Source organism: Streptomyces sp. H27-H5 (assembly GCF_026627505.1).
In the GTDB taxonomy this organism is placed as follows: domain Bacteria; phylum Actinomycetota; class Actinomycetes; order Streptomycetales; family Streptomycetaceae; genus Streptomyces.
This window is the reverse complement of record NZ_JAPNLK010000013.1, coordinates 50825-73139: the sequence shown is the minus strand read 5'-3', so window position 1 is coordinate 73139 and position 22315 is coordinate 50825. Positions and strand designations below refer to the sequence as shown.

Sequence of the window (22315 nt, the reverse complement as noted above, 5' to 3'; positions counted from 1 at the left end):
CCGGCTCGGGGCCGCGGTGGGGGCGGCGCGGGGATTGTCCGGGGCGAACCGGTGGGTGCGCGGCACCCGGGGCGCGAGGCGCCGGCTACGATGGGCCAGCCGGCGGCCGCTGTGGCCGCACGGCCCAGCGACCCCCCGGGAAGGCCATGCTGAACAAGTACGCGCGTGCATTCTTCACGCGTGTTCTCACGCCGTTCGCCGCATTTCTCCTCCGTCGGGGGGTGAGCCCGGACGCCGTCACCCTGATCGGCACCGCCGGAGTGGTGGCCGGAGCGCTGGTCTTCTTCCCCCGGGGCGAGTTCTTCTGGGGCACGATCACCATCACCCTCTTCGTCTTCTCCGACCTGGTCGACGGGAACATGGCCCGCCAGGCCGGCGTCTCCAGCCGGTGGGGGGCGTTCCTCGACTCGACGCTCGACCGGGTGGCCGACGCGGCCATCTTCGGCGGACTCGCGCTCTGGTACGCGGGCTTCGGGAACCACAACGCGCTCTGCGCCGTGTCGATCTTCTGCCTGGCCAGCGGCCAGGTCGTCTCCTACACCAAGGCCCGCGGCGAATCGATCGGCCTGCCGGTGGCCGTCAACGGGCTCATCGAACGCGCCGAACGCCTGGTGATCACCCTCGTCGCGGCCGGCCTGTCCGGGCTGCAGACCTTCGGCGTCCCCTCCTGGATCGGGGTGCTCCTGCCGATCGCCCTGTGGGTGGTCGCGGCGGGCTCCCTCGTCACCCTGATCCAGCGGGTGGTCACCGTACGCCGCGAGGCGGCGGAGGCCGACGCGGCCGAGGCCGCGGCCGAAGGCGGTGCCGCCTGATGGGCGCCGCACAGGACAAGCTCGTCGACGGGCTCTACGGGCTCGGCTGGGCGGGCGTGAAGAAGCTCCCCGAGCCCGCCGCGGTGGCCCTCGGCCGCCGCATCGCGGACTACGCCTGGAAGCGGCGCGGCAAGAGCGTGCTGCGCCTGGAGTCGAACCTGGCCCGGGTGGTCCCGGACGCGACCCCCGCGGCCCTGCGCGAACTCTCGCGGGCCGGCATGCGCTCGTACATGCGGTACTGGATGGAGTCCTTCCGACTGCCGACCATGGACCCGAAGCGGTTCGGCACCGACGTCGAGATGAAGGACGACCACGTCCTGCGCGAGGCGCTGGCCACCGGACGCGGCGTCGTGGTCGCCCTGCCGCACCTCGCGAACTGGGACCTCGCCGGCGCCTGGGCCACCGGCCACATCGGCGTGCCGTTCACCACGGTCGCCGAGCGACTCAAGCCCGAAAGCCTGTACGACCGCTTCGTGGCCTACCGGGAGAGCCTCGGCATGGAGGTGCTGCCGCACAGCGGCGGCGCCGCCTTCGGCACCCTGGCCCGACGGCTCCGCTCCGGGGGACTGGTCTGCCTGGTCGCCGACCGGGACCTGTCGGCCTCCGGCGTCGAGGTGGACTTCTTCGGCTCCACCGCGCGCATGCCGGCGGGACCGGCGCTGCTGGCCCAGCAGACGGGCGCGGCGCTCCTCCCGGCCACCCTGTACTACGGGGACACCCCGAAGTTGTACGGCCGGATCCACCCCGAGGTGGCCGTGCCGAAGAACGGCACCCGCGTCGAGAAGACGGCCGTCATGACCCAGGCCCTCGCCGACGTGTTCGCCGGGGGAATCGCAGAGCACCCCGAGGACTGGCACATGCTGCAGCGGCTGTGGCTGGACGACCTGGAGGAACGCGCGCAGTGAAGATCGGCATCGTGTGCCCGTACTCGTGGGACGTACCGGGCGGCGTCCAGTTCCACATCCGTGACCTCGCGGAACACCTGATCCGCAGCGGCCACGAGGTGTCGGTGCTCGCCCCCGCGGACGACGAGACCCCGCTGCCGCCCTACGTGGTCTCGGCGGGACGCGCGGTCCCGGTGCCGTACAACGGGTCGGTGGCCCGGCTGAACTTCGGCTTCCTGTCCGCGGCCCGCGTACGACGCTGGCTGCACGACGGGGTCTTCGACGTGATCCACATCCACGAACCGGCCTCACCGTCCCTCGGCCTGCTGTCCTGCTGGGCGGCCCAGGGACCCATCGTGGCCACGTTCCACACCTCCAACCCCCGCTCGCGCGCGATGATCGCCGCGTACCCGATCCTCCAGCCGGCACTGGAGAAGATCAGCGCCCGCATCGCGGTGAGCGAGTACGCCCGACGGACCCTCGTGGAACACCTGGGCGGGGACGCCGTCGTGATCCCCAACGGGGTCGACGTGGACTTCTTCGCCAAGGCCGAACCCAAGGCGGAGTGGGGCGGCCAGACCCTCGGCTTCATCGGCCGGATCGACGAGCCCCGCAAGGGCCTGCCCGTGCTCATGGCGGCCTTCCCCAAGATCGTGGAGGCCTGCCCGGACGTACGGCTCCTCGTGGCCGGCCGCGGCGACGAGGAGGAGGCCGTGGCCTCGCTCCCGGCCGACCTCCGCTCCCGGGTCGAGTTCCTCGGCATGGTCTCGGACGAGGACAAGGCACGACTGCTGCGCAGCGTCGACGTGTACGTCGCCCCCAACACCGGCGGCGAGAGCTTCGGCATCATCCTCGTCGAGGCCCTCTCGGCCGGTGCCGCGGTGCTGGCCTCGGACCTGGACGCCTTCGCGCAGGTACTGGACCAGGGAGGCGCGGGCGACCTCTTCACCAACGAGGACGCCGACTCCCTCGCGGCGGGCGCCATCGCCCTCCTGCGGGACCCGGAACGCCGGGCGGAACTGAGCACCCGCGGCTCCGCGCACGTGCGGCGCTTCGACTGGTCGACCGTGGGAGCGGACATCCTGGCCGTCTACGAAACGGTCACCGACGGCGCGGCGGCGGTCGCGGAGGACGAACGGGTCGGCCTGCGCGCCCGACTGGGCTTCTCGCGGGACTAGGCCTACTCTTCGGCGTCTCCCGGCCGCCCGGGGGGCGCCGACGGGCCGGGCCCGGGCCGGGGGGCCGCGAAAGGTAGAGTCGCGGCCCGTGATCGAAACCCTTGTCTGGATTGCCCTGGGCCTCGGCGTCATCGGGGTCTACCTCAGTTGGACCGCCGGCCGGCTCGACCGACTGCACTCGCGCATGGACGCCGCCCGGGCCGCCCTCGACGCGCAGCTCGTGCGGCGGGCGTCGGTGGTGCTGGAGGTGGCCACCTCGGGCGTGCTCGACCCGGCCTCGTCGCTGGTGCTGTACGAGGCCGCGCACGGGGCCCGCCAGGCCGAGGAGGAGCACCGCGAGGTGGCCGAGAGCGAGCTGAGCCAGGCGTTGCGCGCGGTGTTCTCCGACGTGGACCCGGTCGAGGTGCTGAAGGCCGCGCCCGGTGGTGCGGAGGCCACCGAGGAGTTGGCGGCGGCCGTCCGCCGGGTGCCGATGGCCCGCCGCTTCCACAACGACGCCGTCCGGGCGGCCCGCGCGCTGCGCAGGCACCGCAAGGTCCGCTGGTTCCGATTGGCCGGACACGCCCCCTTCCCGCTCGCCTTCGAGATGGACGACGAGCCCCCGGTGGATCTTGCGGAACGGCCGTAGACGGCCCCACTTGTACCCAATGGCCAAATCGGAAGGAGCCACCGGCTCCTCATTGGCCCTTGCAGTGGACTGGTCGTGGGGGGTTTGCTCAGCGCAGTACCACCGCAGCACCCGTCTTCCTTCGAGTGAGGTCAATCCGTGAGCACGCTTCCCTCCACCCCGCAGTCCGCTGAGTCCGCGATCGGCACGTCCCGCGTCAAGCGCGGCATGGCCGAGCAGCTCAAGGGCGGCGTGATCATGGACGTGGTCAACGCCGAGCAGGCGAAGATCGCCGAAGACGCCGGCGCCGTGGCCGTCATGGCCCTGGAGCGGGTCCCCGCCGACATCCGCAAGGACGGCGGAGTGGCCCGGATGTCCGACCCCAACATGATCGAAGAGATCATCGAGGCCGTCTCCATCCCCGTCATGGCCAAGTCCCGCATCGGCCACTTCGTCGAGGCGCAGGTGCTCCAGTCCCTCGGCGTCGACTACATCGACGAGTCCGAGGTCCTGACCCCGGCCGACGAGGTCAACCACTCCGACAAGTGGGCCTTCACCACCCCCTTCGTCTGTGGCGCCACCAACCTGGGCGAGGCCCTGCGCCGCATCGCCGAGGGCGCGGCCATGATCCGTTCCAAGGGTGAGGCCGGCACCGGCAACGTCGTCGAGGCCGTTCGCCACCTGCGCCAGATCAAGAACGAGATCGCCCGCCTGCGCGGCTTCGACAACAACGAGCTGTTCGCCGCCGCCAAGGACCTGCGCGCCCCGTACGAGCTGGTCAAGGAGGTCGCCGAGCTCGGCAAGCTCCCGGTCGTGCTGTTCTCCGCCGGTGGCGTCGCCACCCCGGCCGACGCCGCGCTGATGCGCCAGCTCGGCGCCGAGGGCGTCTTCGTCGGTTCCGGCATCTTCAAGTCCGGCGACCCGGCCAAGCGCGCCGCCGCCATCGTGAAGGCCACCACCTTCTACGACGACCCGAAGATCATCGCCGACGCCTCCCGCAACCTGGGCGAGGCCATGGTCGGCATCAACTGCGACACCCTCCCCGAGTCCGAGCGCTACGCCAACCGGGGCTGGTAACAAGCATGAGCAGCACCCCCGTCATTGGTGTCCTGGCTCTTCAGGGCGATGTACGGGAGCACCTGATCGCCCTGGCCGCGGCGGACGCCGTGGCCAGGCCGGTCCGGCGTCCCGAGGAACTCGCCGACGTCGACGCCCTGGTGATCCCCGGCGGCGAGTCCACGACCATGTCGAAGCTCGCCGTGCTGTTCGGCATGCTGGAGCCGCTGCGCGAGCGCGTGCGGGCCGGGATGCCGGTCTACGGCACCTGCGCCGGCATGATCATGCTCGCGGACAAGCTCCTGGACGGCCGCGAGGACCAGGAGACGCTGGGCGGCATCGACATGATCGTCCGCCGCAACGCCTTCGGGCGGCAGAACGAGTCCTTCGAGGCGCAGATCGACTTCGCCGGCATAGCGGGCGACCCGGTCGAGGGTGTCTTCATCCGCGCCCCGTGGGTAGAGTCGGTCGGCGCCTCGGTCGAGGTGCTCGCCACCTACGACGGTCACACGGTCGCGGTACGGCAGGGGAACGTGCTCGCCACGTCCTTCCACCCGGAACTGACCGGCGACGACCGTGTTCACGCGTACTTCGTCGACATGGTGCGCGCGGGGCTGTAACGGCGTCCCGGTAGGATCTGAGGCGAACACTGTTGGTGACGCGAAGGAGACAGGCAGATGTCCGGCCACTCTAAATGGGCTACGACGAAGCACAAGAAGGCCGTGGTTGACGCCAAGCGCGGCAAGCTCTTCGCGAAGCTGATCAAGAACATCGAGGTCGCGGCCCGCATGGGCGGCGCCGACATCGATGGCAACCCGACCCTCTTCGACGCCATCCAGAAGGCCAAGAAGAGCTCGGTCCCGAACAAGAACATCGACTCCGCGGTCAAGCGCGGCGGCGGCCTGGAGGCCGGCGGCGCCGACTACGAGACGATCATGTACGAGGGCTACGGTCCGAACGGCGTCGCGGTGCTCATCGAGTGCCTCACCGACAACCGCAACCGTGCCGCGTCCGACGTGCGTGTCGCGATGACCCGCAACGGCGGCTCGATGGCCGACCCGGGCTCGGTCTCGTACCTGTTCAACCGCAAGGGTGTCGTCCTCCTGCCCAAGGGCGAGCTCTCCGAGGACGACGTCCTGGAGACGGTGCTGGAGGCCGGGGCCGAAGAGGTCAACGACCTCGGCGACAGCTTCGAGATCATCAGCGAGGCCACCGACATGGTCGCGGTCCGCACCGCGCTCCAGCAGGCCGGCATCGACTACGACTCGGCCGACTCCAACTTCCTGCCGACCATGCAGGTCGAGCTGGACGAAGAGGGCGCCCGCAAGATCTTCAAGCTGATCGACGCGCTGGAGGACAGCGACGACGTGCAGAACGTCTTCGCCAACTTCGACGTTCCGGACGAGGTCATGGAGAAGGTCGACGCCTGAGCCGCAGGCTCTCGCCGCAACAGACGTGAACGGCCCGCCGGATCGATCCGGCGGGCCGCTTCGTTGGCCGACGGCTTCCTCGGCCCTCGGCGGCTCGTCTCACCGGCCGCTCGTCTCACCGGCGGCTCGTCTCACCGGCCGCCGAACACGGCGGGCCCGTCCCGAGCGGTCACCGCCGCTGTCGGTGCCGGCCGGTAGCCTGCACACCTGCGTGAAGGAGGAGGGGACGTGCGAGTGCTCGGTGTGGACCCGGGGCTGACCCGGTGCGGTATCGGGGTGGTCGAGGGCGTCGCGGGTCGCCCGCTGAAGATGCTGGGCGTGGGGGTCGTACGGACGCCCGCCGACGCCGACATCGGCCTGCGCCTCGTTGCCATCGAGCAGGGCATCGAAAGCTGGCTCGACGAACACCGCCCCGAACTCGTCGCGGTGGAAAGGGTGTTCAGCCAGCACAACGTCAGCACCGTCATGGGGACCGCGCAGGCCAGTGCGGTCGCCATGCTCTGCGCCGCCCGCCGCGGACTGCCCGTCGCCCTGCACACCCCCAGCGAGGTCAAGGCCGCCGTCACCGGCAGCGGCCGCGCCGACAAGGCACAGGTGGGAGCCATGGTCACCCGCCTGCTGCGGCTCGACGCGCCGCCGAAACCGGCCGACGCCGCCGACGCCCTGGCCCTCGCCATCTGCCACATCTGGCGGGCCCCCGCCCAGAACCGTCTCCAACAGGCGGTCGCCCTGCACAGCGCGACCGCCGCGCGCGGCACCGCACCCGTCTCAGCCCGGAAAGGCCGTACCCGATGATCGCCTTCGTCAGTGGCCAGGTCGCCGCCCTCGCCCCCACCCTCGCCGTGATCGAGGTCGGGGGCGTGGGCATGGCCGTGCACTGCACGCCGAACACCGTCTCCGGGCTCCGGCTGGGTGAACCCGCACGGCTGGCGACCTCCCTGGTCGTACGCGAGGACTCGCTGACCCTGTACGGCTTCGCCGACGACGACGAGCGACAGGTCTTCGAGCTGCTCCAGACCGCCAGCGGGGTCGGGCCGAGGCTGGCCCAGGCCATGCTGGGCGTGCACAGCCCGGACGCGCTCCGGCTGGCCGTCTCCACGGGCGACGAGAAGTCCCTGATGGCGGTGCCCGGCATCGGCAAGAAGGGGGCGCAGAAGCTGCTGTTGGAGCTCAAGGACAAGCTGGGCGCACCGCTGGGCACGAGCGGCCTGGTCGGGGCCCAGCGGGCCGCCGCGACCGGACCCGCGCCGTGGACGGAGCAGCTCGCCGCGGCGCTGATCGGGCTGGGGTACGCCTCCCGGGAGGCGGAGGAGGCGGTCTCGGCCGTCACCCCGCAGGCCGAGGAGGCCATCGCCACCGGCGGCTCGGCCCCCGTGCCGCAGCTCCTGCGCGCCGCCCTCCAGTCCCTGAACCGGGCCCGCTGACCCCACGACGCGACGGCGCGCGAGGCCGCCTCGCACCCGCCGACCCGCATCGCCGACCCGCACCGGAGTCCCCGTACGCGCCGACGGACCGGCGGCGACCGACCGGGACGGTCGCCGCGATCCGACCGGGGCCGCCGCGCCCCGCCGGTCCGGCCGACCGCGCGAGGCCGTACGGCGGGCGCGCACGCGCGGTACCGGCCCGGGCGGCGTTCCCGTACCGGGCCGCCGGGCCGCCCCGCAGGGCCACGCACATCACCGCACCGACCGAGAAGGCAGACTGACACCGTGAACTGGGACGACGAGACCGACGCAGCCGAGACCGATCGTCTTGTCGCGGCGGCGGCCGGCGGGGAGGACACCGCCGTCGAGGCGGCCCTGAGGCCCAAGGACCTCGGCGAGTTCGTCGGCCAGGAGAAGGTCCGCCGGCAGCTCGACCTCGTCCTCAAGGCCGCCCGCCAGCGCGGAGCCACCGCCGATCACGTCCTGCTCTCGGGCGCGCCCGGCCTGGGCAAGACCACCCTCTCCATGATCATCGCCGCCGAGATGGAGGCGCCCATCCGGATCACGTCCGGTCCCGCCATCCAGCACGCCGGCGACCTCGCCGCGATCCTGTCCTCCCTCCAGGAGGGCGAGGTCCTCTTCCTCGACGAGATCCACCGCATGTCCCGGCCCGCCGAGGAGATGCTGTACATGGCCATGGAGGACTTCCGCGTCGACGTGATCGTGGGCAAGGGCCCGGGCGCGACCGCCATCCCGCTGGAGCTGCCGCCCTTCACCCTCGTCGGTGCCACCACCCGGGCCGGACTGCTGCCCCCGCCGCTGCGCGACCGCTTCGGCTTCACCGGGCACATGGAGTTCTACGTACCGGAGGAACTCGAACGGGTCATTCACCGCTCGGCCCGCCTCCTCGACGTGGAGATCGACACCGCGGGCGCCGCGGAGATCGCCGGCCGCTCCCGGGGCACGCCGCGCATCGCCAACCGGCTCCTGCGCCGGGTCCGGGACTACGCCCAGGTCAGGGCCGACGGGGTGATCAACCGCGAGGTGGCCGGCACCGCCCTCCAGCTGTACGAGGTGGACGCGCGCGGTCTCGACCGGCTCGACCGGGCCGTGCTGGAGGCCCTGCTCAAGCTGTTCGGCGGCGGACCCGTGGGTCTGTCCACCCTGGCCGTGGCCGTCGGGGAGGAGCGGGAGACCGTCGAGGAGGTGGCCGAGCCCTTCCTGGTACGCGAGGGGCTGCTGGCGCGCACGCCCAGGGGCCGGGTCGCGACCCCCGCCGCCTGGGCCCACCTGGGGCTCGTACCGCCCCAGCAGGGCGGTAGTGGATCAAGCGGACAACAGGGGTTGTTCAGGGCCTGACGGCGCGGAGGTTCGACCGCTCAGGAACTGCGGTGCCATGCTGGGCGTTGTTCCATCGGTGCGGACTCGCCTAGACTCCGCCGATGCCGACCCTTCGGGTCGGCATGCCCACCCCCGTAGAAGAAGGCCGTCTCCCGTACGGTCGTGCGAAGGATCTCCGTCCCGTGAATCTCGTGACACTCCTCCCGTTCATCGTGCTCATCGGGGCGATGTTCCTGATGACCCGCTCCGCCAAGAAGAAGCAGCAGGCGGCCGCGCAGATGCGCAACGAAATGACGCCCGGCACCGGGGTCCGCACCATCGGTGGCATGTACGCCACCGTGAAGGAGATCGGTGAGGACACCGTGACCCTCGAGGTGGCCCCCGGCGTCCACGCCATCTACGCGAAGAACTCCATCGGTGCCGTGCTGGAGGACGCTGAGTACAACCGCATCGTCCACGGCGCCACCGATGATCTGACCATCGACACGCCGGTCGTCCCGGACGACGCCTCCTCGCTGACCGCGGGCGAGACGCCGAAGACGGACCTGTCGAAGGACGAGGACGAGGCTCCCAAGCTCGACCTGGGCAAGAAGGACGAGCCCGGCAACGGGCCCGCCGACGAGCCGAAGGACGGCAAGACCGACGGCGAGGCCGGCGCGAAGTAGCGCTCGGCCGGGAACCGCGGAGGCGCCTGATCGGCGGCCGCCGCGGTTCCCGTGAGTGACACTTCTGCGGGGGGCAGGGGTCCCCACCACACATTTCGTGGCCGTCCGCGTGCTGACCCGGCGCGGGACGGTTGGACAGGGAGATACGACAAGGTGGCAGCACCGAAGAAGGGCCGGCGGCCCACGGGGGCTCAGGGGAGGCCGGGGCGTGCCCTGGCGATCATCCTGATCGCGATGGTGGCGCTCACCGCGGGGATGTTCATCTCCAAGCAGACGACTCCCCGACTGGGCATCGACCTCGCCGGCGGTACGAGCATCACGCTCAAGGCGAAGAGCGAGCCCGGCAAGCCGGACGCGATCAACGAGACCAACATGAACACCGCGGTCGGCATCATCGACCGCCGTGTCAACGGTCTCGGCGTCTCGGAGGCCGAGGTCCAGACGCAGGGCCGCGACCACATCATCGTGAACATCCCCAAGGGAGTGAACGAGCAGCAGGCGCGCGAGCAGGTCGGTACCACCGCCCAGCTGTACTTCCGCCCGGTCCTGGCATTCACCGGCGGTGAGCCGGTCGCGCCCGACGCCACGCCGAACCCGTCCGGCAGCCCGTCCGCGAAGCCCTCCGGCAGTCCGTCCGCGAAGCCCTCCGCGAGCGGCTCCGGCGCCCCCAAGGCCCAAGACGGCAAGCCGTCGGCCACCCCGTCGTCCAGCGCCACTTCCCAGGGCCGCGCGCTCAGCGAGGGCCTCAAGGCCCCGAGCGCCCCCTCTCCCACGCCGTCGGCGAGCGGGTCGAAGAAGGCAGACGACAACAAGGCCACCACCCCGGCCACGACCCCGGCACCGGTCCCGTCGGGCGCCGACGCCGCCGTGGCCGACCTGCAGGCCAAGTTCGCGGCGCTGAACTGCGCCGACCCGGCGCAGCGCGCCGAGGCCGGCAAGGGCGCCAAGCCCGAGGACCCGATGCTCGCCTGTGGCAAGCGCGGCGACACCTGGGGCAAGTGGGTGCTCGGCCCCGCCGGCGTCAACGGTCAGGACGTCGACAAGGCGAAGGGCGAGATCAACCCGCAGACCGGTGAGTGGATCGTCACGATGCAGTTCACCGACAAGGGCGCGGACAAGTTCGCCAAGATCACCGGTGAGCTCGCCACCAAGCAGATGCCGCAGAACCAGTTCGCGATCGTGCTCGACGGCTCGGTGATCTCCGACCCGTCCGTGAGTCAGGCGCTGACCGGCGGCAACGCCGAGATCTCCGGTGGTGGCTTCACCCAGGAGTCCGCCACGGACCTGGGCAACATGCTCTCGTACGGCGCGCTGCCGCTCTCCTTCCAGGAGGACAGCGTCACCACCGTCACCCCCGCGCTCGGCAGTGAGCAGCTGAAGGCCGGTCTGATCGCCGGCGCCATCGGCCTGCTCCTCGTGGTGATCTACCTGCTGGTCTACTACCGGGGCCTGGCGTTCATCGCGATCGTCAGCCTCCTGGTGTCGGCGATCCTCACCTACACGATCATGGCGCTGCTCGGAAAGGGCATCGGGTTCGCGCTGAACCTGCCCGCCGTGTGCGGTGCCATCGTCGCGATCGGCATCACGGCGGACTCGTTCATCGTGTACTTCGAACGCATCCGTGACGAGATCCGCGAGGGCCGCACCCTGCGTCCGGCCGTGGAGCGCGCCTGGCCGCGGGCCCGGCGCACCATCCTGGTCTCCGACTTCGTGTCGTTCCTCGCCGCGGCCGTGCTGTTCATCGTCACCGTCGGCAAGGTCCAGGGCTTCGCCTTCACGCTGGGTCTGACCACCCTGCTCGACGTGGTCGTGGTGTTCCTCTTCACCAAGCCGATCATGACGCTGATGGCCCGTACGACGTTCTTCTCCAGCGGCCACCCGTGGTCCGGGCTGGACCCGAAGCGGCTCGGCGCCAAGCCGCCGCTGCGCCGGTCCCGCAGCACCGGTACCGGTGCGAGTGCCGCCACCGTGTCCGCCCCCGTCGACTCGAAGGAGGCGTGAGAGATGTCGAAGCTGGGAGATCTCGGCGCCAGGCTGTACCGCGGTGAGGTCGGCTACGACTTCGTCGGCAAGCGTTTCCTCTGGTACGGCGTTTCCATCCTGATCACCATCACGGCGATCGTGGCCCTGGCCGTTCAGGGCCTCAACATGGGCATCGAATTCAAGGGCGGTGCCGTCTTCACCACCCCGAAGCCGGCCGCCTCCGTCGCCCAGACGACGGAGATCGCGGAGAAGGCCTCCGGGCACGACGCGATCGTCCAGGAGCTCGGCACCGGCGGCATGCGCATCCAGATCTCCGGTCTGGACACCGACGCCGCGGCCGACGTGAAGAAGGACCTGGCGGCCGAGCTGAAGGTGCCGGCCGGCGACATCAACGCGGACCTGGTCGGCCCGAGCTGGGGCGAGCAGATCGCGAACAAGGCCTGGACCGGCCTCGCCATCTTCATGGTCCTCGTGGTGATCTACCTCGCCATCGCCTTCGAGTGGCGGATGGCGGTCGCCGCGCTGGTCGCGCTGATCCACGACCTCACCATCACCGTCGGCGTGTACGCGCTCGTCGGCTTCGAGGTCACCCCGGGCACCGTGATCGGTCTGCTCACGATCCTCGGTTACTCCCTCTACGACACCGTCGTCGTCTTCGACGGTCTCAAGGAGGGGTCGAAGGACATCACGAAGCAGACCCGCTACACCTTCAGCGAGATCGCCAACCGCAGCATCAACGGCACGCTGGTCCGCTCGATCAACACCACCGTCGTGGCGCTGCTCCCGGTCGGGGCCCTGCTGTTCATCGGCGGCGGCTTCCTGGGCGCGGGCATGCTCAACGACATCTCGCTGTCGCTGTTCGTCGGTCTCGCGGCCGGCGCGTACTCCTCGATCTTCATCGCGACCCCGCTGGTCGTCGACCTGAAGGAGCGCGAGCCCGCCATGAAGGCCCTCAAGAAGCGGGTGCTCGCGAAGCGGGCGGCCGCCGCGGCCAAGGGCGAGTCCGTCGACGGGGGCGAGTCCTCCGAGGACTCCCCGCAGGTCGTGGCCGAGGGCCACGGACGGCGGCGCCGATGACCGCGTGTGCTCCCGAGGTCCGCGAGCTGCTGCTCAGCCGGATCAAGGACGTCCCGGACTACCCGAAGCCGGGCGTGATGTTCAAGGACATCACCCCGCTGCTGGCCGACCCGAAGGCCTTCGCGGCCCTGACGGACGCGCTGGTGGACCTCGCGACCCGGTACGGCGCGACGAAGATCGTCGGGCTGGAGGCGCGCGGGTTCATCCTGGCGGCCCCGGTGGCCGTCCAGGCCGGGATCGGCTTCGTGCCCGTCCGCAAGGCCGGGAAGCTGCCCGGAGCGACGCTCGCGCAGTCGTACGAGCTGGAGTACGGGACCGCGGAGATCGAGGTCCACGCCGAGGACCTGTCGGCCGGTGACCGGGTCATGGTCATCGACGACGTCCTGGCGACCGGCGGCACGGCCGACGCCTCGCTCTCGCTGATCCGGCGCGCCGGCGCCGAGGTCGCCGGCGTGGCGGTCCTGATGGAACTGTCGTTCCTGCCGGGCCGCGCCCGGCTGGAGCCGGGCCTCGACGGCGCTCCGCTGGACGCGCTGATCGTGGTCTGACCCTTCCGCCCGCTCCGGCATTGCGGGGGCGCGCGGCGCACTCCGCCGGGGACCCGGTGCGTGCGAACGCCGGCGGATCGGGGCGTGCCCGGGCGGCGGCGGGGGAGCCGGGGCCGAGGGGAACGAGCCGGCGCAACCCTCGCTACCATGGGTTATCCGGACCTGACCGGGGCACCGGATCCGCTTGAGGAGCGCTCTTGCCAGACGAGGTCCAGCCAATCTCCGCCGCGCAGCCCGACCCGCAGCCCGAGGAGGCCGCGGCGGCCGCAGCCACGCCCCCGCCGACTCCGCCGGTCAAGCCCGCTCCGGTGAAGCCGGCCGGGTCCTCCAACCGGGTGCGCGCCCGGCTCGCGCGCCTCGGCGTACAGCGTTCCAACCCGTACAACCCGGTGCTGGAACCCCTGCTCCGCATAGTCCGCGGCAACGACCCGAAGATCGAGTCGGCGACGCTGCGCCAGATCGAGCAGGCGTACCAGGTCGCGGAGCGCTGGCACCGAGGCCAGAAGCGCAAGAGCGGCGACCCGTACATCACGCACCCGCTCGCGGTGACCACGATCCTCGCCGAACTCGGCATGGACCCCGCGACGCTCATGGCGGGCCTGCTGCACGACACCGTCGAGGACACCGAGTACGGGCTGGACCAGCTCAGACGCGACTTCGGCGACGCCGTCGCGCTGCTCGTCGACGGGGTCACCAAGCTCGACCGGGTCAAGTTCGGCGAGGCCGCGCAGGCCGAGACCGTGCGCAAGATGGTCGTCGCCATGGCCAAGGACCCCCGGGTCCTGGTCATCAAGCTCGCCGACCGCCTGCACAACATGCGCACCATGCGTTACCTCAAGCGGGAGAAGCAGGAGAAGAAGGCCCGCGAGACGCTGGAGATCTACGCGCCCCTGGCCCACCGGCTGGGCATGAACACGATCAAGTGGGAGCTGGAGGACCTCGCCTTCGCGATCCTCTACCCCAAGATGTACGACGAGATCGTGCGTCTGGTCGCGGAGCGGGCGCCCAAGCGCGACGAGTACCTCACCGTCGTCACGGACGAGGTGCAGACCGACCTCAGGGCGGCTCGCATCAAGGCCACCGTCACCGGCCGGCCCAAGCACTACTACAGCGTCTACCAGAAGATGATCGTGCGCGGTCGCGACTTCGCGGAGATCTACGACCTGGTCGGCATCCGGGTCCTGGTGGACACCGTCCGGGACTGCTACGCGGCCCTCGGCACCGTGCACGCGCGATGGAACCCGGTCCCCGGCCGGTTCAAGGACTACATCGCGATGCCCAAGTTCAACATGTACCAGTCGCTGCACACGACGGTCATCGGGCCCAGCGGCAAGCCGGTCGAACTCCAGATCCGCACGTTCGACATGCACCGCCGCGCCGAGTACGGCATCGCCGCCCACTGGAAGTACAAGCAGCAGACCGTCGCCGGCACCTCCAAGGTGCGCACCGACGTGCCGCAGGCGGCCAAGGGCAGCGCCGGCCAGGACACCGTCAACGACATGGCGTGGCTGCGGCAGCTGCTGGACTGGCAGAAGGAGACCGAGGACCCGGGCGAGTTCCTGGACTCGCTGCGCTTCGACCTCTCCCGCAACGAGGTCTTCGTCTTCACGCCCAAGGGCGACGTCATAGCGCTGCCGGCGGGAGCCACCTCGGTGGACTTCGCGTACGCCGTGCACACCGAAGTGGGTCACCGCACGATAGGAGCGCGGGTCAACGGGCGGCTGGTACCGCTCGAATCGACCCTCGACAACGGCGACCTGGTCGAGGTGTTCACCTCCAAGGCCGAGGGCGCCGGACCGTCCCGGGACTGGCTGGGCTTCGTCAAGTCCCCGCGGGCCCGCAACAAGATCCGTGCCTGGTTCTCCAAGGAGCGCCGTGACGAGGCGATCGAGCACGGCAAGGACGCCATCGCGCGGGCCATGCGCAAGCAGAACCTGCCGATCCAGCGCATCCTGACGGGAGACTCGCTCGTCACCCTCGCGCACGAGATGCGCTACCCCGACATCTCGTCCCTGTACGCGGCGATCGGCGAGGGCCACGTGGCCGCGCAGGGCGTCGTCCAGAAGCTGGTGCAGGCCCTCGGCGGCGAGGAGGCCGCCAACGAGGACATCGAGGAGAGCATCCCGCCGGCGCGCGGCAAGTCCAAGCGCCGCGCCAACGCCGATCCGGGCGTGGTCGTCAAGGGCGTGGACGACGTCTGGGTCAAGCTGGCCCGCTGCTGCACCCCGGTGCCGGGCGACCCGATCATCGGGTTCGTCACGCGGGGCAGCGGCGTGTCCGTGCACCGCGCGGACTGCGTCAACGTGGACTCCCTCTCCCAGCAGCCCGAGCGGATGCTGGAAGTCGAGTGGGCGCCGACCCAGTCGTCCGTCTTCCTCGTCGCCATCCAGGTCGAGGCGCTGGACCGGTCCCGACTCCTGTCCGACGTCACCCGGGTCCTGTCGGACCAGCACGTGAACATCCTGTCGGCGGCCGTGCAGACCTCGCGGGACCGGGTGGCCACCTCCCGGTTCACCTTCGAGATGGGCGACCCGAAGCACCTGGGGCACGTCCTGAAGGCCGTACGCGGCGTCGAGGGCGTCTACGACGTCTACCGCGTCACCTCCGCCCGCAGGCCTTAGCCCGCGGGCCCCGGGGCCGAACACCGAACGGGCACCACCGGAGGAATCCGGTGGTGCCCGTTCGCAGGTGTCGAGCCGGCGTCAGCCGCCGAACTCCTCCAGGCCCTTGAGCGCCTGGTCCAGCAGCGCCTGGCGGCCCTCCAGCTCGCGGGAGAGCTTGTCGGCCCGCGCGTTGTTGCCCGAGGCCCGCGCCGCGTCGATCTGCCCGCGCAGCTTGTCGACCGCCGCCTGCAGCTGACCCGTCAGACCGGCCGCACGCGCCCGGGCCTCCGGGTTCGTACGTCGCCACTCGCCTTCCTCGGCCTCCTGGATGGCCCGCTCCACGGCGTGCATCCGCCCCTCGACCTTGGGACGGGCGTCGCGCGGTACGTGGCCGATGGCCTCCCAGCGCTCGTTCAGGGAGCGGAAGCCGGCACGGGCCGCCTTCAGGTCCGTGATCGGGACGAGCTTCTCGGCCTCGTCGGCCAGCTCCTCCTTGAGCTTGAGGTTCTCCGTCTGCTCGGCGTCGCGCTCGGCGAAGACCTCGCTGCGAGCGGCGAAGAAGACGTCCTGCGCACCGCGGAAACGGTTCCACAGGTCGTCCTCGGACTCGCGCTGCGCCCGACCCGCCGCCTTCCAGCTCTCCATCAGCTCGCGGTAACGGGCCGCCGTCGGACCCCAGTCCGTCGACTTCGACAGCGACTCGGCCTCCGAGACCAGCTTTTCCTTGGCCTTGCGGGCGTCCTCGCGCTGCGCGTCGAGCGAGGCGAAGTGCGCCTTGCGACGCTTGGAGAAGGCGGAACGGGCGTGCGAGAAGCGGTGCCACAGCTCGTCGTCCGACTTGCGGTCGAGGCGGGGCAGGCCCTTCCAGATGTCCACCAGGGCGCGCAGCCGCTCACCGGCACTGCGCCACTGCTCGCTCTGCGCCAGTTCCTCGGCCTCGACGACCAGGGCGTCCTTGGCCGCACGGGCCTCGTCCGCCTGCCGGGCCTTCTGGACCTTGCGCTCCTCGCGCCGCGACTCCACGGTCGCGACCAGCTTGTCCAGCCGGACGCGCAGGGCGTCGAGGTCACCCACGACGTGGTGCTCGTCCAACTGCGTCCGCAGATGGTCGATGGCCGTCTGGGCGTCCTTGGCGGACAGATCGGTGGTCCGCACCCGCCGTTCGAGGAGGCCGATCTCGACCACCAGGCCCTCGTACTTGCGCTCGAAGTAGGCCAGGGCCTCCTCAGGGGTGCCCGCCTGCCACGAGCCGACGACCTGCTCGCCCTCGGCAGTACGCACGTACACGGTGCCGGTCTCGTCGACACGGCCCCACGGGTCGCTGCTCACAGCGCCTCCTCCACCTGATGCCTTGCGAGGGGTTCACCCCCCCTGGGCATCGTCCACAGTTTCCTGGGGCGGGCCGCGCCCGCCCTGCACAACGCCAACATAGGCGACCGCCGGGCCGGCTGTCCGCATCCCGCACGACGCAATGTCGACGCACGGGCGGGAGGCCGGCCGGGTTCGGGCCGCCGGTCACTCGGTCCCCGGTCAGTTCTTGGTGACGACGCCCTTCTCGATGGTCACACCGTTCTTCGGGGCCCCGTCCTGGGCCCCGTCGGCGGTCCCCGCCTTGGCGATCTCCGTCAGGACCTTCAGTCCGGCCGCGTCGATCCTGCCGAACGGCGTGTACGAGGGAGCCAGCGGGCTGTCCTTGTACACGAGGAAGAACTGGCTGCCGCCGCTGCCCGGCTGACCCGTGTTCGCCATCGCCACCGTGCCGGCCGGGTAGACGACCTGACCCTGGTCGTTCGGCTTGCCGAGGGAGTCGAGGTTCTCGTCGGGGATCGTGTAGCCGGGGCCGCCGGTGCCGGTGCCCTCGGGGTCGCCGCACTGGAGCACGAAGATCCCGCCGGTCACCAGACGGTGGCACTTGGTCTTGTCGAAGAAGCCCTTGTCGGCGAGCGACTTGAACGAGTTGACGGTCTGCGGGGTCTTCGCCGCGTCCATCTCGAACTTGATCGGGCCCGCGTTCGTCTTCAGGTCGAAGGTGTACTTCGCCTTCTGGTCGATCGCCATCGCCGGCGGCGACTGCTTGGGCGAGGGCGAGGACGACGGGGTGTCCGTCGGGTCGGTCGCCTTCGTCTCCTTCGAATCGAAGACGCCTCCCACCACCAGGCCGATCAGCGTGGCGACGACCACGGCCACCGCCGCACCGATCACCGCCATGTTGCGGCGCGCCTTGCGCCGGGCCGCGGCCCGGTTCGCCTGCTGGCGCTCGTACTTCTCCCTGGCGAGCTGTCGCCGACGCTGATCGCTCGTGACCACCGGTCGTCTCCTTGTACGTCTCTGGTACCGCTGTCCGGGCTGGGCTAGGCCGTACCGTATATGGGTTCGCTGTGTAATGAGCGGCGCCGGTAGGCTCTGAGCAGCGGTATTTCCATCCGCGGCCGCTTGTGTGGCTCCCATCGGACGACGATTGAGGACGAACGTGCTGATTGCCGGGTTCCCCGCCGGGGCCTGGGGGACCAATTGCTATGTGGTCGCCCCCGCCGCCGGTGAGGAGTGCGTGATCATCGACCCGGGCCACCAGGCCACCCAGGGCGTCGAGGACACGCTGAGGAAGCATCGGCTCAAGCCCGTCGCGGTCGTCCTCACCCACGGCCACATCGATCATGTGGCCTCGGTGGTCCCGGTGTGCGGAGCGCACGACGTGCCGGCCTGGATCCACCCCGCCGACCGCTACATGATGAGCGACCCGGAGAAGGCCCTCGGCCGGTCCATCGGGATGCCCCTCATGGGCGAGTTGACCATCGGCGAGCCGGACGACGTCCGGGAACTGGCCGACGGCGCCGCCCTGAGATTGGCCGGGATGGACTTCTCGGTGGCCCACGCGCCCGGGCATACCGAGGGGTCGGTGACGTTCAGGATGCCCGAGGCGGCCGACATCCCGCCGGTCTTCTTCTCGGGCGACCTGCTCTTCGCCGGCTCCGTCGGACGCACCGACCTGCCCGGCGGCTCCCACGCCGAGATGCTCCGGTCGCTGGCCCGCGTGTGCCTGCCGCTGGACGACTCGACGGTGGTGCTGTCCGGCCACGGTCCCCAGACCACCATCGGGCGCGAACGCGCGACCAACCCGTACCTGCGGGAAGTCGCCGCCGGCGGCCCGGACCGCGGAGACGGCAACGCCACTCCACGACGAGGAATGTGACGAGAGTTTCGTGAGTACTTTTCAGGCCCCCAAGGGCACGTACGACCTGCTGCCCCCCCGCTCCGCGACCTTCCTGGCGGTGCGCGAGGCGATCTCGGGCCCGCTGAGGAACTCGGGCTACGGGTACGTCGAGACCCCCGGCTTCGAGAACGTCGAGCTCTTCTCGCGCGGCGTCGGCGAGTCCACCGACATCGTCAGCAAGGAGATGTACACCCTCACGACCAAGGGCGGCGACCAGCTCGCCCTGCGCCCCGAGGGAACCGCGTCGGTGCTCCGCGCGGCGCTCCAGGGCAACCTGCACAAGGCCGGCCTGCTGCCCGTCAAGCTCTGGTACTCCGGTTCGTACTACCGCTACGAGCGCCAGCAGGCGGGCCGCTACCGCCACTTCTCGCAGGTCGGCGCCGAGGCCATCGGCTCCGAGGACCCGGCCCTGGACGCCGAGCTGATCATCCTGGCCGACCAGGCGTACCGCACGCTGGGCCTGCGCAACTTCCGCGTCCTGCTCAACTCGCTGGGCGACAAGGAGTGCCGCCCGGTCTACCGGGAGGCCCTCCAGACCTTCCTGCGCGGGCTCGACCTGGACGCGGAGACCGTGCGCCGCGCCGAGATCAACCCGCTGCGGGTGCTCGACGACAAGCGCGAGGACGTGCAGAAGCAGCTCGTCGGGGCGCCGATGCTGCGCGACTACCTCTGCGACGCGTGCAAGGCGTACCACGAGGAGGTGCGGGCCCTGGTGACGGCGGCCGGCGTCGCCTTCGAGGACGACGAGAAGCTGGTGCGCGGCCTCGACTACTACACCCGGACCACCTTCGAGTTCGTCCACGACGGCCTGGGCTCGCAGTCGGCGGTCGGCGGCGGCGGTCGCTACGACGGCCTGTCCGAGATGATCGGCGGCCCGTCGCTGCCGTCGGTGGGCTGGGCGCTGGGCGTCGACCGGACGGTCCTCGCGCTGGAGGCCGAGGGCGTGACGCTGGACATCCCCGCCGCGACCTCCGTCTTTGGCGTGGCCCTCGGCGAGGAGGCCCGCCGGGTGCTCTTCGGCAAGGTCACGGAGCTGCGGCGGGCCGGCATCGCCGCCGACTTCGCGTTCGGCGGCAAGGGCCTCAAGGGCGCGATGAAGGACGCGAACCGCTCGGGGGCGCGCTTCGCGGCCGTCCTTGGCGAGCGCGACCTCGCCGAAGGCGTCGTCCAGCTCAAGGACATGCAGTCCGGCGAGCAGGGCCCGGTGGCCCTGACGGACCTGGTGGACGTGCTCCGCTCCAGGCTGGCCTGACCGAGACCGCCCGGGAGGGGCGGGGCCGGGGACCGCTCCCGGACCCCGCCCCTCCCGTGCGTTTCCGGGGGGCGAGCACCGCCCGGCGCCCCTCGGGCCGGCCTCCTTATGCCCATCGAACGGTGCGCGCACAGCCCCGTACGGCACAATGGCCGGTGCTTGATGACCTTGCAGATGCGGAGCGGGCGGGTATGACGACAACAGGTGCTGACGCGGACGCCGCCCGGACCCACGGCGGCAGCCGGGCCCTGGCGCTCCTTCTGGTGATCACGGGAGCGGCCGGACTGCTCGCCGCCTGGGTGATCACCATCGACAAGTTCAAGCTGCTGGAGGACCCGAACTTCACGCCGGGGTGCAGCCTCAACCCGATCGTCTCCTGCGGCAACATCATGAAGAGCGACCAGGCCTCCGTCTTCGGGTTCCCCAACCCGATGCTGGGTCTGGTCACCTACGCGATCGTGATCTGCGTCGGCATGAGCCTGCTCGCCGGGGCCCGCTTCCGGCCCTGGTACTGGCTCACCCTGAACGCCGGCACCCTCTTCGGCGTCGTCTTCTGCACCTGGCTGATGTACCAGTCGCTGTACAACATCAACTCGCTGTGCCTGTGGTGCTGCCTGGCCTGGGTCGCCACCATCGTCATGTTCTGGTACGTCACCTCGCACAACGTCCGCCAGGGGCTGCTGCCCGCCCCGGGATGGCTGAAGGCCTTCTTCGACGAGTTCACGTGGGTCGTGCCCGTGCTGCACGTCGGCATCATCGGCATGCTGATCCTGACCCGCTGGTGGGACTTCTGGACCTCCTGAGCCCGGCGCAGCCCGACGGCGGTGTCGGTGGGCTCGCATAGGCTTCCCGTGTGGAACCAGATCTCTTCACCGCCGCAGCCGAGGACCGCCAGGAGAAGGACCCGTCGAGTTCTCCGCTCGCCGTCCGGATGCGTCCGCGCACCCTGGACGAGGTCGTCGGCCAGCAGCACCTGTTGAAGCCCGGCTCGCCACTGCGCCGACTCGTCGGCGAGGGTGCCGGGGGACCGGCCGGAGCCTCGTCGGTGATCCTCTGGGGACCGCCCGGCATCGGGAAGACCACCCTCGCGTACGTGGTCAGCCAGGCGACGCAGAAGCGGTTCGTGGAACTGTCCGCGATCACGGCGGGCGTGAAGGAGGTCCGGGCCGTCATCGAGGGCGCCCGACGCGCGGCCGGCGGGTACGGCAAGGAGACCGTCCTCTTCCTCGACGAGATCCACCGCTTCAGCAAGGCCCAGCAGGACTCCCTGCTCCCGGCCGTGGAGAACCGCTGGGTGACCCTCATCGCGGCCACCACGGAGAACCCGTACTTCTCGATCATCTCCCCGCTGCTGTCGCGCTCCCTGCTGCTGACGCTGGAACCGCTGACGGACGACGACCTGAGCGCCCTGATGAAGCGGGCGTTGGAGGAGGAGCGGGGCCTGGGCGGAGCCGTCACCCTGCCGGCCGACGCGGAGGCCCACCTGCTGCGCATCGCCGGCGGCGACGCCCGGCGGGCCCTGACGGCTCTGGAGGCGGGGGCCGGATCGGCCATCGCCAAGGGCGAGGAGGAGATCACCCTCGAAACCGTCGAGGAGGCGGTCGACCGGGCGGCCGTGCGCTACGACCGGGACGGCGACCAGCACTACGACGTGGCGAGCGCCCTCATCAAGTCCATCCGCGGCTCCGACGTGGACGCGGCGCTGCACTACCTGGCGCGGATGATCGACGCGGGGGAGGACCCCCGGTTCATCGCGCGACGCCTGATGATCTCCGCGAGCGAGGACATCGGTCTGGCGGACCCCACGGCCCTGCCGCTGGCCGTGGCCGCCGCCCAGGCCGTGGCCATGATCGGCTTCCCGGAGGCGGCGCTGACGCTGTCGCACGCCACGATCGCGCTGGCCCTGGCACCCAAGTCGAACACCGCCACGACCGCGATCGGCGCCGCCCTGGCCGACGTACGGGCCGGGCTGGCGGGCTCCGTCCCGACGCACCTGCGCGACGGCCACTACAAGGGGGCGGCGAAGCTGGGTCACGCCGTCGGGTACGTCTACCCGCACGACGTCCCCGGCGCCATTGCCGCGCAGCAGTACGCGCCGGACGAGATCCACGGCAAGCGGTACTACGAGCCGACGCGGTACGGCGCCGAGGCGCGGTACGCGGACGTGGTGGAGAAGGTCCGCGAGCGCCTGCGCGGGTCGTAGCGGCCCGGGGCGGCGTGGGTCGGGCGAGATCCGGAGGAGAC

Annotated in this window: 21 protein-coding genes; 19 read left to right on the top strand and 2 right to left on the bottom strand. The window is 70.9% G+C overall.

The window, feature by feature from the left end; genetic code table 11:
- Positions 1 to 146: 146 nt before the first annotated feature.
- The 15 genes from pgsA to OTB19_RS08695 all read left to right on the top strand — a co-directional run bounded on the left by pgsA (position 147) and on the right by OTB19_RS08695 (position 15626).
- Positions 147 to 812 (top strand): phosphatidylinositol phosphate synthase, encoded by a 666-nt coding sequence (pgsA, locus tag OTB19_RS08765; RefSeq protein WP_267797477.1) that lies wholly within the window; start codon positions 147 to 149, stop codon positions 810 to 812.
- Positions 812 to 1717, top strand: a complete 906-nt coding sequence (locus tag OTB19_RS08760; RefSeq protein WP_267797476.1) for a phosphatidylinositol mannoside acyltransferase — start codon at positions 812 to 814, stop codon at positions 1715 to 1717. The genes pgsA and OTB19_RS08760 overlap by 1 nt, the downstream gene beginning before the upstream one ends.
- Positions 1714 to 2874, top strand: coding sequence for a glycosyltransferase family 4 protein (locus OTB19_RS08755; protein WP_267797475.1), 1161 nt, complete (start codon positions 1714 to 1716; stop codon positions 2872 to 2874). Before OTB19_RS08760 ends, OTB19_RS08755 begins: the two co-directional genes overlap by 4 nt.
- Before the next feature lie 88 nt (positions 2875 to 2962).
- On the top strand, positions 2963 to 3502 hold the full coding sequence (locus OTB19_RS08750) for a hypothetical protein (RefSeq protein WP_267797474.1): 540 nt from the start codon (positions 2963 to 2965) through the stop codon (positions 3500 to 3502).
- Positions 3503 to 3640: 138 nt separating this feature from the next.
- Positions 3641 to 4558 carry a pyridoxal 5'-phosphate synthase lyase subunit PdxS gene (pdxS, locus tag OTB19_RS08745; RefSeq protein WP_053676654.1) on the top strand — a complete coding sequence of 306 codons (918 nt, stop codon included), beginning with the start codon at positions 3641 to 3643 and terminating at the stop codon, positions 4556 to 4558.
- Positions 4559 to 4563: 5 nt separating this feature from the next.
- Positions 4564 to 5157 carry a pyridoxal 5'-phosphate synthase glutaminase subunit PdxT gene (gene pdxT / locus OTB19_RS08740; protein WP_053676653.1) on the top strand — a complete coding sequence of 198 codons (594 nt, stop codon included), beginning with the start codon at positions 4564 to 4566 and terminating at the stop codon, positions 5155 to 5157.
- A 57-nt stretch (positions 5158 to 5214) separates the two neighbouring features.
- Positions 5215 to 5967, top strand: coding sequence for a YebC/PmpR family DNA-binding transcriptional regulator (locus tag OTB19_RS08735; protein WP_267797473.1), 753 nt, complete (start codon positions 5215 to 5217; stop codon positions 5965 to 5967).
- A 228-nt stretch (positions 5968 to 6195) separates the two neighbouring features.
- Positions 6196 to 6762 carry a crossover junction endodeoxyribonuclease RuvC gene (gene ruvC / locus OTB19_RS08730; protein ID WP_267797472.1) on the top strand — a complete coding sequence of 189 codons (567 nt, stop codon included), beginning with the start codon at positions 6196 to 6198 and terminating at the stop codon, positions 6760 to 6762.
- Positions 6759 to 7391 carry a Holliday junction branch migration protein RuvA gene (ruvA, locus tag OTB19_RS08725; RefSeq protein ID WP_267797471.1) on the top strand — a complete coding sequence of 211 codons (633 nt, stop codon included), beginning with the start codon at positions 6759 to 6761 and terminating at the stop codon, positions 7389 to 7391. Before ruvC ends, ruvA begins: the two co-directional genes overlap by 4 nt.
- Positions 7392 to 7676: 285 nt before the next feature.
- Complete coding sequence (ruvB, locus tag OTB19_RS08720) at positions 7677 to 8750, top strand: Holliday junction branch migration DNA helicase RuvB (protein WP_267797470.1); 1074 nt, start codon at positions 7677 to 7679, stop codon at positions 8748 to 8750.
- Positions 8751 to 8914: 164 nt separating this feature from the next.
- Positions 8915 to 9397: a preprotein translocase subunit YajC gene (gene yajC, locus OTB19_RS08715; RefSeq protein WP_267797469.1), complete on the top strand. Its 483-nt coding sequence runs from the start codon at positions 8915 to 8917 to the stop codon at positions 9395 to 9397.
- A 153-nt stretch (positions 9398 to 9550) separates the two neighbouring features.
- The gene (gene secD, locus OTB19_RS08710; RefSeq protein WP_267797468.1) at positions 9551 to 11398 is read left to right on the top strand and encodes a protein translocase subunit SecD; all 1848 of its coding nucleotides are present in this window, start codon (positions 9551 to 9553) and stop codon (positions 11396 to 11398) included.
- A gap of 3 nt (positions 11399 to 11401) precedes the next feature.
- Positions 11402 to 12457, top strand: a complete 1056-nt coding sequence (gene secF / locus OTB19_RS08705) for a protein translocase subunit SecF (RefSeq protein ID WP_267797467.1) — start codon at positions 11402 to 11404, stop codon at positions 12455 to 12457.
- Positions 12454 to 13005, top strand: coding sequence for an adenine phosphoribosyltransferase (locus tag OTB19_RS08700; RefSeq protein ID WP_267797466.1), 552 nt, complete (start codon positions 12454 to 12456; stop codon positions 13003 to 13005). Before secF ends, OTB19_RS08700 begins: the two co-directional genes overlap by 4 nt.
- A gap of 197 nt (positions 13006 to 13202) precedes the next feature.
- Positions 13203 to 15626, top strand: coding sequence for a RelA/SpoT family protein (locus tag OTB19_RS08695; protein WP_267797465.1), 2424 nt, complete (start codon positions 13203 to 13205; stop codon positions 15624 to 15626).
- A gap of 81 nt (positions 15627 to 15707) precedes the next feature.
- Here OTB19_RS08695 and OTB19_RS08690 read toward each other — a convergent pair whose 3' ends face one another.
- Together OTB19_RS08690 and OTB19_RS08685 are read right to left on the bottom strand one after the other, a co-directional pair.
- Complete coding sequence (locus tag OTB19_RS08690) at positions 15708 to 16937, bottom strand: DUF349 domain-containing protein (protein WP_267797464.1); 1230 nt, start codon at positions 16935 to 16937, stop codon at positions 15708 to 15710.
- A 201-nt stretch (positions 16938 to 17138) separates the two neighbouring features.
- Positions 17139 to 17915: a peptidylprolyl isomerase gene (locus OTB19_RS08685; RefSeq protein WP_267797463.1), complete on the bottom strand. Its 777-nt coding sequence runs from the start codon at positions 17913 to 17915 to the stop codon at positions 17139 to 17141.
- Positions 17916 to 18078: 163 nt separating this feature from the next.
- Here OTB19_RS08685 and OTB19_RS08680 point away from each other — a divergent pair, with 163 nt between their 5' ends.
- The 4 genes from OTB19_RS08680 (at position 18079) to OTB19_RS08665 (ending at position 22274) form a co-directional block, all read left to right on the top strand.
- Positions 18079 to 18798 (top strand): MBL fold metallo-hydrolase, encoded by a 720-nt coding sequence (locus OTB19_RS08680; protein WP_267797462.1) that lies wholly within the window; start codon positions 18079 to 18081, stop codon positions 18796 to 18798.
- A gap of 10 nt (positions 18799 to 18808) precedes the next feature.
- On the top strand, positions 18809 to 20071 hold the full coding sequence (gene hisS / locus OTB19_RS08675) for a histidine--tRNA ligase (protein WP_267797461.1): 1263 nt from the start codon (positions 18809 to 18811) through the stop codon (positions 20069 to 20071).
- Positions 20072 to 20262: 191 nt separating this feature from the next.
- Positions 20263 to 20874 carry a vitamin K epoxide reductase family protein gene (locus OTB19_RS08670; RefSeq protein WP_053676640.1) on the top strand — a complete coding sequence of 204 codons (612 nt, stop codon included), beginning with the start codon at positions 20263 to 20265 and terminating at the stop codon, positions 20872 to 20874.
- 50 nt (positions 20875 to 20924) lie between these two features.
- Complete coding sequence (locus OTB19_RS08665; protein WP_267797460.1) at positions 20925 to 22274, top strand: replication-associated recombination protein A; 1350 nt, start codon at positions 20925 to 20927, stop codon at positions 22272 to 22274.
- Positions 22275 to 22315 lie beyond the last annotated feature (41 nt).